12 protein-coding genes are annotated in these 14,438 nt (G+C 39.9%); 4 read left to right on the top strand and 8 right to left on the bottom strand.

The window, feature by feature from the left end:
- Positions 1-104: 104 nt before the first annotated feature.
- On the bottom strand, positions 105-1,346 hold the full coding sequence (locus BM015_RS03695; protein WP_090654577.1) for a TCR/Tet family MFS transporter: 1,242 nt from the start codon (positions 1,344-1,346) through the stop codon (positions 105-107).
- 217 nt (positions 1,347-1,563) lie between these two features.
- Positions 1,564-2,748 carry a nicotinate phosphoribosyltransferase gene (gene pncB / locus BM015_RS03690; RefSeq protein WP_090654576.1) on the bottom strand — a complete coding sequence of 395 codons (1,185 nt, stop codon included), beginning with the start codon at positions 2,746-2,748 and terminating at the stop codon, positions 1,564-1,566.
- Positions 2,749-2,810: 62 nt separating this feature from the next.
- On the opposite strand from pncB, the gene BM015_RS03685 reads away from it, so the two are divergent.
- A complete protein-coding gene (locus tag BM015_RS03685; protein WP_090655228.1) occupies positions 2,811-3,497 on the top strand; it encodes a class I SAM-dependent methyltransferase in 687 nt (228 codons plus the stop codon).
- A gap of 89 nt (positions 3,498-3,586) precedes the next feature.
- On the opposite strand, the gene BM015_RS03680 is transcribed toward BM015_RS03685, so the two are convergent.
- Complete coding sequence (locus BM015_RS03680; RefSeq protein ID WP_090654574.1) at positions 3,587-4,276, bottom strand: Crp/Fnr family transcriptional regulator; 690 nt, start codon at positions 4,274-4,276, stop codon at positions 3,587-3,589.
- 138 nt (positions 4,277-4,414) lie between these two features.
- Between BM015_RS03680 and BM015_RS03675 the strand changes: the two genes are divergently transcribed.
- Genes BM015_RS03675 through BM015_RS03665 form a run of 3 tightly spaced genes read left to right on the top strand, consistent with a single transcriptional unit; the run spans position 4,415 to position 7,939 of the window.
- The gene (locus tag BM015_RS03675; protein ID WP_090654573.1) at positions 4,415-6,301 is read left to right on the top strand and encodes a chloride channel protein; all 1,887 of its coding nucleotides are present in this window, start codon (positions 4,415-4,417) and stop codon (positions 6,299-6,301) included.
- A gap of 27 nt (positions 6,302-6,328) precedes the next feature.
- Entirely contained in the window at positions 6,329-6,754 is a 426-nt protein-coding gene (locus BM015_RS03670) for a hypothetical protein (RefSeq protein ID WP_090654571.1), read from the top strand.
- 48 nt (positions 6,755-6,802) lie between these two features.
- Positions 6,803-7,939 (top strand): trans-sulfuration enzyme family protein, encoded by a 1,137-nt coding sequence (locus tag BM015_RS03665; protein WP_090654569.1) that lies wholly within the window; start codon positions 6,803-6,805, stop codon positions 7,937-7,939.
- Positions 7,940-7,946: 7 nt separating this feature from the next.
- Here BM015_RS03665 and egtD read toward each other — a convergent pair whose 3' ends face one another.
- The 5 genes from egtD to BM015_RS03640 form a co-directional block, all read right to left on the bottom strand.
- Positions 7,947-8,915, bottom strand: a complete 969-nt coding sequence (gene egtD / locus BM015_RS03660) for an L-histidine N(alpha)-methyltransferase (protein WP_090654567.1) — start codon at positions 8,913-8,915, stop codon at positions 7,947-7,949.
- A gap of 71 nt (positions 8,916-8,986) precedes the next feature.
- Complete coding sequence (gene egtB / locus BM015_RS03655) at positions 8,987-10,132, bottom strand: ergothioneine biosynthesis protein EgtB (RefSeq protein WP_090654565.1); 1,146 nt, start codon at positions 10,130-10,132, stop codon at positions 8,987-8,989.
- A gap of 58 nt (positions 10,133-10,190) precedes the next feature.
- Entirely contained in the window at positions 10,191-11,762 is a 1,572-nt protein-coding gene (locus tag BM015_RS03650; protein ID WP_090654563.1) for an ABC transporter permease/substrate-binding protein, read from the bottom strand.
- Positions 11,762-12,715, bottom strand: a complete 954-nt coding sequence (locus tag BM015_RS03645) for an ABC transporter ATP-binding protein (protein WP_090654561.1) — start codon at positions 12,713-12,715, stop codon at positions 11,762-11,764. Before BM015_RS03645 ends, BM015_RS03650 begins: the two co-directional genes overlap by 1 nt.
- A 209-nt stretch (positions 12,716-12,924) precedes the next feature.
- Complete coding sequence (locus BM015_RS03640) at positions 12,925-14,184, bottom strand: ABC transporter permease (RefSeq protein ID WP_090654560.1); 1,260 nt, start codon at positions 14,182-14,184, stop codon at positions 12,925-12,927.
- Positions 14,185-14,438 lie beyond the last annotated feature (254 nt).

Genomic DNA, 14,438 nt, shown 5'->3' with positions numbered 1-14,438 from the left:
TTATAAAGAGCGGCTTTATAATTTCCGGATGCTGAGGTATAACATCCCAGGTAATTTTGCATGCACTATTTTAGAAGGCCAGCGGTGTAGATAAAGAACAGCAGCTATTGCCGTCTTGTGTTTTCCGCCGCCAGTTTTTTCTCCCTGTTTAATACAAACCATATAATAATAAGGCTGAACAGCATAAACACAGCGCCTAATAAAAATGATACGCCCGGGAATAAAAAAGGGGCTTTCGAACTGGTGAAGAAAGTAAACAGGTTATTCATAAGCAACGGGCCAAGCACCGTGGTGAGGCTCATAAGCCCGGTTAATGCGCCCTGCAATTCTCCCTGCTGATTGGGCGCAACATGCCCTGCCAGCGTTGATTGCAGCGCGGGGCCTGCAACACCACCCAAACAATAAGGAACGAGGAAGGCAAACATCATCCAGGTGGAAGTGGCAAAGGCGAATAACACCAGGCCAACGGTGTATAAGATCAGCCCGAGATAAATGCTTTTTGCATCGCCGATTTTTGGGTTCAGCACTCTTGTTAACCCCACCTGCACGGCGCCCACCAGCACGCCCACTACGGCAAGGGAAACGCCCACCAGGCCCGGCGTCCAGTTAAAACGGTACATGGTAAAAAAACTCCAGTTGCCCTGAACGGCCTGGGCAGCCATATAAATAAGAAAAAAGCCGAATGCAAGCCCGCTGATAGCCGGTGTTTTTCTAAGGAATTGCAATGAACCAAAGGGATTCGCTTTTTTCCAGTTAAAGGCGCGGCGGTTTTCTTTGCTTAACGATTCGGGCAAAACAAAATATCCATACAAAGTATTTAATAAGCACAGCGCTGCTGCTGCGAAGAAAGGCGCCCTTATTCCCCATCCTGATAATAAGCCGCCTAATGCGGGGCCTATAATAAAGCCCAGCCCGAATGCAGCGCCTATCAATCCAAAATTTTTGGCCCTTGTTTCCGGTGTGCTTACATCGGCAATGTAAGCGGAGCCGGTTGTGAAACTGGCGCCTGTAATGCCTGCAATAACGCGCCCCAGGAACAGCCATCCGAAGGTGGGCGCCAGCGCAAGAATGATATAATCTATACCAAAGCCCAATAATGATGATAGTAGCACAGGCCTGCGGCCATAGCGGTCGCTTAAGTTGCCGATTACCGGTGAAAACAGGAATTGTGTGATGGCATAAGTGGATAAAAGCAGCCCGCCGTAAGCGCTTGCCTCGTTGATGGTTATATGTTTCAGTTCTGCAATTAATTCGGGCAATACGGGAATGATAAGCCCCCAGCCCATAGTGTCGATTAACAACGTAATGAAAATAAATCCTACTGCTGCTTTCCTGTCGTTAGCCATGATGTTTCAGGTTTGCTGCGCTCAAAGGTGTACGAAATTTCTAAACAGGTATCAATAATAACTATGAACGGTTAACTGCAAGCTGTTTTTTAATCTTCAATCAATGTTCAACAAAACAATAATCCCCGCCTGCCTTACGGGCAGGAATGCTTAATCTTTGCAACTTGAGTGTTGAATATGGCGTATTGAATATTCCAAACATTAACGCTTAACTAAATTACATTGAATCTTCAATCTGTAATATTGTTTTGGCAAGTGCAATGCTGCCCGCATCGCCGGTATATTTTCCTTTTTCATCGGACAGCTTTACCACATTTGTCCATGGCCCGCATTCCGGATAGGCTTCCGTTAATTTCATTACAATATTCATGGGCGGTAAACCCACATCGTTTGTAAAATTGGTGCCAATGCCAAACGATATGCCTATTTTATCTTTAGCAAAAGCTGCAATGCGTTTTACCTTTTCAAAATTCAACGCATCAGAAAATATAATGGTTTTTGAAAGCGGGTTAATGCCAAGGCTTTTATAATGGGCAACGGTGGCTGCAGCAAAATCGAGTGGGTCGCCACTGTCGTGACGAACGCCATCAAACAGTTTCGCAAACTTTTTATCGAATTGCTGAAAGAAAACTTTTGTAGTGAATGTGTCGGATAAGGCAATCCCCAAATCGCCGCGGTACGTTTCCGTCCAATGTTCCAGCGCCATTGAATTGGCCATTTTATAACCATACTTTGCTGCATGAAACATAAACCATTCATGCGCATGTGTGCCAATGGGTTTTGTATTGTAAAGCTGCGCAAAATGCACATTGCTGGTGCCCACAAAAGCAGCGCCGCTATTTTCTTCCAGTGCACGCATAACTATTTTATGCACATTGTATGAATGCCTGCGGCGTGTGCCAAATTCTGCAATGGTTATCCCGAGTTTATTATAGCATTCTATCTTTTCTTTTGTAACAACATATACCTCCTCATCGCTTATACGCTGCATATTATTCAGCCTGTAATACAGTTCACTTATCAAGCATAGCAAAGGCACTTCCCATAAAATGGTACGGTACCAATATCCTTCCACGGCAACAGATAATTCACCATCGTTTTGCTGTATATGCACTTCGTTTGCGTTATAACGGTATCCTTCCAAAAAATCAAGATAAGTGGGTGGAAGGTACGGGCATGTGGCAGCAAGAAACTGCCGCTCTTCTTTAGTGAGCTTTAAATCGCTCATAGCATTTACCAACTGCTGCAATGCTGCAGCGAAACCGTCAGGAAAACTATGTTTTCCGCGATTGATGAAATGATACCTCGCTTTGGCCCGGGGGAATAATCGCACCACCGCAAACTGCATGGTGAACTTATAAAAATCGTTATCGAGTAAAGATGATAAATAAAATTTCTGCATGGCAATTTCAAAGCAATTTATGTACTGAAATTTGTAACCTGAATTTGAAAATAGCATTTATTATGCAGGATGTTTTAGGCGAAGCATTAAAAGATTACCAGCAAGGTAATGGTCGCTATAAGCTTTGGATTCATAATAAGTATGGCAGAAAGGAAGAAATGCCGGTTCCTGTTTATTTCAGGAGTGAAAAAGATATGTCGCCGGGGGAACTGCTGGCTATGGAAGGTTGCACAGGCCAGGTACTGGATATTGGCGCTGCTGCCGGTTGCCACAGTTTAATATTACAGCAAAGAAACTTTCCTGTTACGGCAATGGATATTTCTGCAGGAGCGGTTTGGGTAATGAAACAACGCGGCGTAAAGAAAGTGATACAGGCAGATATTTTTTCCTGGAAGAAAAAGCAGTTTGATACATTGCTCTTTTTAATGAACGGTATTGGGCTTGCCGGAACTTTGAATGGATTGCAGATATTATTGCATCATCTCAAGCAATTACTGAAACCGGGCGGCCATATATTATTTGATTCATCAGATGTGAAATATATGTATGCCCCGAAAAAATTCCCTGCTCATTATTATGGTGAGATAGATTACCGTTACGAGTATCGTGGTAATTTTTCTGCATGGTTTAAGTGGTTATATGCGGATCAGTTAACCATGCAATCAATCGCATCGCATTGCGGCTTTACAATGGAAGTATTGGAAGAAGATGATTCAGGCCAGTATTTTGGCCGGTTAATGCTGCAATGAACATTTTTTCGCACAGAGCAAAGGAGTAAACAGCGTAATAGAATATCTCTGTTGGCCCTGTATTCTCCGGGCGAAAAGTTGAAACGATTTTAAATTTTTGAATATACTTCAAGTTTTGAAGGCTTAAGTATTTTCACTCTCTTCCCTGAATAACGAATGATTTTTTGTTTGGCAAATTCGTTGGCTATCCTGAAAAATGTTTCATAAATAGTACCCGCAAAAGAAGCTATATCCTGCCGTGTAAGCACTACATCAATATAACCCTCCTCATCTGTACCAAATTTTTTTTGCAGCATTAAAAAGGTATCGGCAATGCGGCCCCGCACATCCATCAGGGCGAGATCACGTATCCGTTTTTCAGCATCCTGCAGCTCATCAGAATAAAACATCATTAACTGCAGGGCAAATTCAGGGTTTACCTGTATGGAACGGAGAAAGAAACTGCGCTCAATAAAACAGGCTGTAATATTCTCCAGCGCAGTTGCAGAAACAGGATAGATTGTACCGCTGCCCAACCCGCGATGGCCAATAACATCCCCGGCTTTTGCAAAACGTATTACCATTTGCCTGCCTTCTTCCCATGATTTATGCACTTTTAATTTGCCCTGTTTTAAAAAGAATATCCCATTTACGGCATCACCTTCCTTAAATAACTGGCCGCCTTTTTTTAGCCGCACGGTTGTTTTAAACTGCTCTATTGAGGGTACCCATTCCTTTAAACAATACTTACACAGAAAACAAATTTCAGGGTTGCAATCATTATTATTCCTGCCATTCATGGCTCAATAATAAAGAAAAATTCAATGAAGCTAAGTCATTAAAAACATTGCTTAAGATATTTAAATTGTCATAAATTTTAGTCAATCAGTTTAAAAAATATATTTTATGATATACTTTTGCACCCTTTAATTTATAAAATGATTCGAGCGAATAGTATTCCGGTATCACCTACATTAGATGAAAACTTTAAACCGGAGACTATACCTGAAAGTGAGCAACCTGTTACCGGAAGGGTATTTTTACTGAGCCTCCAGGCTATTTTAAATGCATTGGTCATAGGCTTTATAGCCAAAGGCCTTGTTCTGCTGATAGACCTGATTACCAATATATCTTTTTACGGAAAATTTTCTTTTGAGGCTACAACGCCGCTGCATAATCCATTAGGCTGGATGGTAATATTGGTGCCCATTGCCGGAAGTGTTATTGTGGGTATTATGGCGAGGTTCGGGTCTTCTGCCATACGTGGCCACGGCATACCGGAAGCCATGGAAAAAATTATAACCGGCGAAAGTAAAATACCCATAAAGCTTACATTTTTAAAGCCCATATCGGCAGCAATTTCTATTGGAACAGGTGGCCCGTTTGGTGCAGAAGGCCCCATTATAGCAACGGGTGGCGCATTCGGTTCGGTGAGCGGGCAGATTATGCGCATATCATCAAGTGAAAGAAAAATCATGCTGGCTGCAGGCGCTTGTGCGGGTATGGCTGCTATTTTCGGAAGCCCATTGGCTGCCACTTTGCTGGCCATAGAATTACTACTGTTTGAATTTTCACCCAAGTCTGTAATACCTGTTGCCTTATCCTGCGCCACCGGCGCGGCTGTGCACCTGGTATGTTTTGGAAACACACCGGTTTTTGCAATGCCGGATATACCGGTAGCTTCAGGCATCGCATTGGTTACTTATGTAGCTATGGGTTTGTTTATAGGTGTTATTGCCGCCATCATTTCAAAATCGGTTTACCTGCTGGAAGATTATTTTGAAAAGCTTCCTGTGCACTGGATGTGGTGGCCGGCAATTGGTGCAATCGTAGTTGGTATTACAGGTTATTTTGCACCTTCCACTTTAGGTGTTGGATATTCAAATATAACAGACCTGCTTACCGGCTCACTGCCTTTAAGCATGTTGCTGATACTTTGTTTCCTGAAATATCTTTCATGGGTTGTGGCTTTAAGCAGCGGCACATCAGGCGGAACGCTGGCGCCGTTATTTACAATTGGTGGTGCAGCGGGCGCTTTAATAGGTGTGTTTGTATTGAAGATATTTCCGGGTAGTGAAATAAACATTGCCACGGCAGCACTTATAGGTATGGCTGCCATGTTTGCCGGTGCATCAAGGGCAATACTTACTTCCATTGTTTTTTTAATGGAAACCACGGCGCAGCCACATGCACTGCTGCCCTTGATCGGCGCATGCACAGCAGCTTATTCTATTTCTTTCTTCCTGATGAAAGGAAGCATAATGACTGAAAAAATTCAAAGGCGCGGCATACGCACGCCGGATGTTTATAAGCCTGATGTTTTGCAAACCATCAATGCATTGAATGTAATGGACGATGCGCCGGTGCTTGTTTGCATTGACAACAAAATAGGCGATATTAAACAGTGGCTGCTGGATAATATCAATACTTACCAGGACAGCTTTCTTATTGTAACTGATAAAAAGGAAAACTTTATTGGCTATGTGGAAACCAGCAAGGTGTTTACTTCCGATGACAGCATTGCTTCAAACTCCATTCAAACCCTCATTTCAGAAAAGCTGCCTGTTGTACAGGAAAGGCAAAGCCTGGCCTCGGTTTCTGAAGTAATGGCCAATTACGATATGCAATGTGTGGCAGTAATAGAAGGTAATAACAAAAAAGTAAAAGGGGTTATTACTTCAAACGATATAGTGCAGGCTTACAGCAATCATTACAAACAGGAAAATGACTACAGGGTTTCCATTTCAGTAAAGAGAAGAACGAAAAAGTTTTTGATAAAAGGGAAATATTTCATGCAGTCAAAATTCTCAAGAGAAGACATTTAATATTTATAAAAACTAAAACATTTTAGTATGAATTACGATTATGAGCAAACGGAATTCTCCAAATCAGTATTATCGGGGTTGTTTGCCGGCATCTTTGCAACATTTGCCAATCTTATTTTCAATTTTGCGTACCGCGCCATAACAGAGTATAATCCTTCGGCCCTTATTAATGTATCATCTATCATTATTATTTCTGTATTGGTTGTAACCATAAGCGGTGTGCTGTTTTATTTTTTCAATCATTATATAAAAGGCGGCAGCATTATATTCCGAATAGTTTTTATTGCACTTACCGGCATAGCCGTTTATTATTCACTGCATGCACCACATTCAGGCGATGCACTTGCTGTAAAACAGTTTGGTGAATTGCTGGCCGGAACAGTTCTTATACTGGGCGCTTTTATTGTTTTTTATGTGCCTTATTTATTCACGCACGAACATGTATATAGCTGAGCTGCATAATTTTCTTCCGCTTTACAAATTTCCTGAGTAGCTTTAGGCATGAGAAATTTTGATACGGATTGTGTTCATCCGCTTAATGAAGAATTATATAATGGCGCCGTTACTTCGGGTATTCAGCCGGCAGTTGCTTACGAATATATAGACCGCAAAACATTACAATATCCCGGCTTTTATTCTACCTATAACCAGCAAAGGCTGGGACAGATTATCTGTAACCTGGAACAAGGTGCATGGGGTATGGTTTTTAGCTCGGGCATGGCTGCCATAAGCACTGCTATTCTTAGTTTTTTGAATAATGAAGACCACATCATCTTTTCAAAAGATTTGTATGGCGGCACGCTGAAGTTTGCTAATGATGAATTGCCAAAACGCGGCATTAAATGCAGTTTTGCTGGTGATGTTGAAGCGTTTAAAAATCTTATCCATAAAAACACCCGGATCATTTATATAGAAACGCCTTCCAATCCTTTATTGAATATACTTCCGCTTGAAGAAATTGCGGCTATTGCTAAAGCCAATAATATTCTTACGATTATAGATAACACATTCGCTTCTCCCATAAATCAGTTGCCGCTGTTGCATGGCTTTGATATTTCTGTACATAGCGGAACAAAATACCTGGGCGGCCATAATGACCTTCCTTATGGCGCATTGGTATCCGGCAGCCATGAAAATAAAGACGTGATTTTTAATACCGCTAAAATGTATGGAGGCTCATTAACACCTTATGAATGTTACATGGCAGAGCGAAGTTTGAAAACGCTTTCATTAAGAGTTAAAAAACAAAATGAAAATGCATTGGCTATAGCTGAGTATTTAAATGGTAATACAAACATTGAAAATGTATATTACCCGGGGTTATTTTCGCATCCTCAATATAGCATAGCGGTAAAACAAATGAATGGTTTTGGCGGCATGTTGTCTTTTGAATTAAAAACAGGTTTTGAAGGCGTAACTGCATTTCAGCAGAAGCTTAAATTAATCAGCCCGGCCTTAAGCCTCGGCGGTGTGGAAAGTTTAATATGTTCCCCCGCAGTTACTTCGCACAGGTATCTTACAAAAGAAGAAAGATATGCCATTGGCATAAAGGATAGCCTGTTAAGGTTGTCTGTTGGAATTGAGGATACAAGAGATATAATTGAAGATATACAACAGGCAATGCAGCAGGCTTTATAGCTGGTATCTATATGCATTTCCATAACACATCGGCAAACCATTGTTTTGAATCGTAAAAATATTCAACAGGTTTAAAGCCGCTTTTTTCCGCCATTTCATTGGTTTGTTTTATGGAATATTTCATAGAAATTTCTGTGTGAATGGTTTCATAAGCATCAAGGTCTATGAATTCTGTATCACCAATAAAAATGCGTTGTTTGCAATTGCTTACAAGATAACTTTTGCATTCGCCGCTTTCCGGATTATACACAGGAAAATGTGTAAAATTTTCAATAACAAAATCTGCATTAAGTTCCCTGTTTATCCTTCGTAAAAGATTGAGGTTAAACTCACGTGTTATACCTTCTTTATCATTATAAGCATCTAAAATAATGGCAGGATCTTTCTTCAGGTCAAAACCAATCAGCAGGTGATCATCTTTTTTCAAACAGCTTCTCACTTCTTTTAAAAATGCAACTGATTCATAACTATTCATGTTGCCGATATTGCTGCCCATAAACAGCACTAATTTTCTTTTGGATGAAATGGCGCCGGATTGTTTCAGCATGTCTATGTATTCGCCATTAAGGCCATGAATGTTTAAGGCTTTTATTTGTTTTGGAAGTTCCTTTTCAATAAGTTCAATAACATGTTTTGAAATATCAATTGGAAAAAAAGTAAAGCTGTTATCAAGCTCAAAAAGCTTTTTCAGAAGATGTATGGATTTGCTGCAATCGCCTGCACCCAATTCAACCACATCGAAATTCTTTTCAATATTTTTTATAGATGAAATAATATTATCTGATTGTTGCTGCAGTATTTCCATTTCGCAATTGGTGAGATAATACTCATCGCAATTCATTATCTGCTGAAATAATTTATCGCCGGTTGCATCATAAAAATATTTTGAATCAAGACGCCTTGGAAATGAACGCAATCCTTTCAAAACATCTTTATAAAATTTTGTTTTCTGATGTGTTATTGTTGCCAGCTCCATAATTAATGATTGATAATTTAAAATTTTGCTGCAGGCTTTGAGTTTAACCAGCTCAAAGCCCGCAGCTTATTTTATTTAGCTAATCTTATGCCTGTATATTGCCATCGTAACGGCGGATGAAAAAAATTCCGATACGTAATGCGGCTATGGTTTGGCGGTGTTACGTCGCTTGCACCGCGCAATACTTTCTGGCTCACCATAAACTTGCCATTGTATTCACCAATAGCGCCCGGCGCTTTTGAAAAGCCGGGGTAAGGAAGGTAAGCACTTTCTGTCCACTCCCAACGTTTGCCCCAGTTAAATTTTGTTGCTGCTATTTCCCATTCAGCTTCTGTTGGCAAACGCGAACCCTTCCACGATGCATAAGCATAAGCTTCATAAAAACTAACGTGACAAACAGGTTCATGCTCATCAAGCGGCAGTAAGCCGTTTAATGTATAATTCATCCATTCGCCATCAATAAAATGCCAGTACATAGGCGCATTAATTCCATTGGCTTTCACCCATTCCCATCCTTCCATGTGCCAGTAAATAAAATTTTTATAACCGCCTGCATTTATAAATTCAAGGTATTCTTTATTGGTTACAAGCTCACTGCAAATGGAATAATCATTTAAATAAACTTTATGACGGTTTAACTCATTATCGAAACAAAAGCCTTCTCCTTCAAAGCCTATTTCATAAATGCCTTCATCAATGTGTATCCATGTTTTTTTTGCAGGTAATGATGATTTTTTTTCTTCGGGATATAAGGCAGGAAACAAAGGATTGTTGCCTAAAATATACTTGATGTCGGTTGCCAGTAATTCCTGGTGCTGTTCTTCATGATTAAGGCCAAGTACAATCAAATCCTGCAGTGCTTTGCTTAAATTATTTTTTAAAAAATGCAGCATGCCTTTATCAACATGCTTGCGGTATTGATAAATTTCTTCAACAGACGGCCTGCTTAAATTACCGCGGTCTGTTCTTATAACCCTTGTTCCTGCCGATTCGTAATAGCTGTTGAAAACATAATTATAGTTAGGATTGAACTGCTCATAATTTTCATCATTCGGTTTTAAAACAAACTCTTCCCAAAACCATGTAGTGTGGCCGAGATGCCATTTGGGCGGGCTCACATCTACTACAGGTTGCACAACATAATCTTCTGTTTGAAGATTGGAACAAATGTCAATTGAATGCTGGCGTACTTGTTTAAAACGTTCTTGTAAATTCATTGATCATTTTTTTATTGTGGATCGTGAATGCAAATTGGCGTTTTCACCTTCACGAAAATCATTTCTGCTTATCAATATAATTCGTTAGTTCACTTATTGAATGTACATTCAGTTCATCACTTTGTTTTCTTCTCATCATTAATGCATAAGCATTATTAAAACCTATCGGCTTCAGCCATGTTAAATTATATTTTTGTTTGAATTGGCCAGACACATAATGATATATGCTGTCTTTATTCTGTTTTAATTTATCCAATGTATTAGCTGAAGCATTTAAAATAGCCAGCAACCCTGTTCCCGTATATTCGGGATACATATCAATTTGATTGTTGGTTAATGCATCAAAGCAAATTTTTGTACCACCCAGGCCTGTTTTTGTTTCAACATTTAGATTGGTATAACCCCTGATAAGCATTGCATACATATTGATGAGAATATATTGCTCGCCAAAAATTTTTGAACCTAAGCGTATAGTTCCTTTATTACCATTTTGCGGTGGCTTATACAAATCATTTTCAAGCAGAAAATTTCTTGCCACTTTTTCCGGCGATTGTTTTAAATAATCCACTTCATAATTCAACGCTGTCATTATGGAATCATTTATTTTCCCTGAAAGCATATTCAATACATTTTCAAGCTGCGGATATGTTTTCAGCACATCTGCGCGAATAACGGGCGCTGCATAATATGGCGGAAAAATATGCCTGTCATCATCCAGTACAACAAGATCAAAAGCTTTCAGCCTGCCATCTGTGCTATAGCCGCTTATTATGTCTAATTTTTTTTCATAGGCAGCTTTATACATTACAGCATCGCTGATAACCACATTTTTAATGTTGAGTTGATAAACTGATTTTAAGCCAAGGTATCCATCCTGCCGCCCCATAAATTCCGGCGTAAACCCTGCAAGCAATTTATTTTTTTCAAAGGAAGGAATAACATAAAAAGAGGATAGCAATAAAATGATAACCGGCATCAGCCAAACAGCCAGTCTTAATTTTTTTAAGTTGATTTTTTGAATGCGTGATAATAAAAAATCAAACAGAATAGCAAGCAGGGCGGCAGGAATAGCACCTGCTAAAATCATGTTAGTATTGTTAAGGGAAATGCCGCCAAAAATAAATTCGCCCAGGCCACCGGCAGCAATATAAGCAGCCAGCGTTGCCACGCCAACATTAATAACAGTGGCCGTTCTTATGCCTGCAAGTATAACCGGAAATGCAAGCGGTAATTCAACTTTTGTTAAAACCTGCCACCTGCTGAAACCCATGGCTGTTGCGGCTTCCAGCACACTAGCATCTGTTTCTTTAATGCCTGTGTATGTATTTCTTATAATTGGAAGCAACGCATATAAAAACAAAGCCGTAATGGCGGGCAATGGACCGATACCTAATAGCGGGATCATAAAGCCAAGCAATGCAATGCTTGGTATAGTTTGCAAAATACCGGCAATGTTTAAAACAATGCCTGCTGCTTTTCTTCTTCTTGCAATGAAAATGCCCAGCGGCAAACCAATGGCAACAGCAATAAGCAATGAAATAAATGTAAGCCCGATATGTGCAATGGTTTGATCGAGCAATTTATCCCGCTGCTGTACTATGAAATTCCAAAGGTTTTGTTGCTGTTCCATCAATTGTATTTTTTATATTGATTGAAAGCATGCATAAGAGAAGCATAGTTTATTTCTTTGACTGTATTATTATTTTTTGTGCTGACGCTATCGTCATTATTTGTATTTAAATATTCAAGCGCCTGCCAGATATTTGTCTGCGACGAAATTTCTTTTAATGATGATGTGTTGCTATGGTCATCTTTCAAAAATTGCCAGAGCATTTGCAGCGTTACAGATTTATATTCCAGCTGCAATCTTTGTTCATCAAAGAAAGTTTTTACAAAACTGTCAACTGGTTTAAACAGCAATTCAGCCGGTGTGCCCGTTTGAATTATTTTGCCTTTATCCATTAAACAAATCCTGTCGGCAAGTTCAAAAGCTTCCTGTACGTCATGCGTAACAAGCACAATTGTTTTCTTTTTAAACTCTTCAAGATTTATAAAATCAGTACGCACTTTTGTCCTGGTTATGGGATCAAGCGCGCCAAAAGGTTCATCCATTAATAATATAGCAGCATCAGCCGCCAAAGCTCTTGCCAATCCAACGCGTTGTTGCTGGCCGCCGCTTAATTCGTTTGGATAAGCATTGTAATATTCTTTTGAAAGATGAAGTTTGCGCATCAGCTCTTCCACACGTAATCTTATCTTCTCTTTATTCCATTTAAAAAGATTAGGAACAACGGCAATATTTTCTGCAACGGTGTAATGCGGAAACAAGCCTGTATTCTGCAATACATAACCAATGCTTCTTCTGAGCGTTTCAGCATTTTGCTCTTCAATATTTTTTTGATTGATATAAATAGAACCGGCAGTAGGTTCAATCAGCCGGTTAAGCATTTTAAGTGTAGTAGTTTTGCCGCAGCCGCTTGTGCCCAGCAATACAAAGTTTTCTCCTTCTTCAATGTTGAAAGAAATATTATCAACGGCGGTTTGTTGCCTGAATTTTTTAGTGATATTCTTCGCTTCAATCATTATGTTGCTGCAAGCTACAACATAGCTTTTATAACAGTTATTAGCTTAAACTCACTGACATTAATTTCCGGAACCCGGCATTAATCACCTTGTATTAATTTTTGTTTGCCACAGATGCACAGATAAAAAGCTGTGTACCTGTGGCAATAATTTTTTGAATGATTTTATAGAAATACAAGTGAAGTAATTGGATAACCCAATCAGCTAAACTATTTGCTTCTTATAGCCACCACTGGGTTCATGCGTGCTGCAATGGATGCGGGAATAATGCCTGAAAGAATACCGAGTATTACGCAAATAGAAAAAGCGAGCAGGATTATTTTGCCGGAAATAACAATTGCAAAAGGCAGGAATGTGCTTAGAATGGCGGCGAGGCCCCACACCATAAGCAGGCCAATAAAACCGCCGATGATACATAGAAATGCGCTTTCCAGTAAAAACTCAAGTAATATCGTTCTGCTTTTAGCACCAATGGCTTTTTTCAATCCAATCTGGCTCGTACGTTCACGCACGGTAACAAACATAATGTTGGCAACACCAAATGCGCCCACAATTAAACTCAATCCTGCAATGGCCCAGCCGCCAATGTTTACGGTGCCAAAGAAACCACTCACTGCCTCGGTCATAAAGTTAATATCGTTGAGCGCAAAATTATCTTCCTGCTTAGGGCTTAATCTGCGTATTTGCCGCATTACACCTTCCAACTCATCCACCAGCGCGCCGGATGGTACATTGGCCCTGCCTTTTACCATCACATAATGCTGGTTAAAAGGCTGGTTGGTGCCATACACTTTTGTATAGAAATGATAAGGAAGGATTATGGATTCATCAAAATTATAACCGGGGCCAAAACTGCTTCCCTGCTTTTCTATAACGCCTATAACGGTTGCCTTAAAATTGCTGAACGTTACCACTTTGCCCACCGCACTGTTGGCAGAGCCAAATAACAGCCTGGCGTTTTCATAACCCATCACTACAACCGGGTTGCCGTTGTTAAATTCTGTTTCGGTAAAGTAGCGGCCCTGTATAAGGTCAATAGTTTGAATTTGATTGAATTCTTCGCTTACACCATAAATACTTGAGTTTTTTACTTCCTGGTTTTTGTATTTAAGATCGGCATTGTCTTCAATAAAGAAAGCAACATTTTCAGCAAGCGTGCTGCGTTGCTTCACCAGCTTTACATCACGGAATTTCGGATCAGGCCTGTTTACAAATTTCCACCAGGGATAATCGCCGTCATCGCCTGCGCCGTATTGCCATTTATCAATATAAATTGTATTGGTGCCGAGGGCAGCGATATCGCTTTGAATTTTATATTCAAGGCTGTTCACAGTTGTAAGCACACTTATTATGCAAAAAATACCAAAGGCAACGCCAATAAGCGAAAGCCCGCTGCGCAGCTTATTATTTTTTAATTCGCCCAGCGACATCTTAAAGCTGTTCCATAAAATATTCAAAAGCTTTCGCATATACCAAAAGTATAAAACAGATTGGTAGTGAAAATAAATTTTAGATGAGCGGAAACTTTGCGTGATTATTCATAATCTGTATGATCAGAGCCTCGTTCATGTAAACGTGTTATTTTGTTGCTCACAGGTTACACGGATGTACACAGATTTATTTTTCTTTTATGAATCTGCGTTATCTGTGAGCAATTTATATTATGCTAAACCTGGTGTTCTGTTGCTCATGGATTACATGGATGCACACTGTTGTTTTCCTC

Origin of the sequence: Parafilimonas terrae, assembly GCF_900115755.1 — a bacterium.
GTDB classification, from domain to species: domain Bacteria; phylum Bacteroidota; class Bacteroidia; order Chitinophagales; family Chitinophagaceae; genus Parafilimonas; species Parafilimonas terrae.
This window is presented reverse-complemented; position numbering and strand designations above follow the sequence as displayed.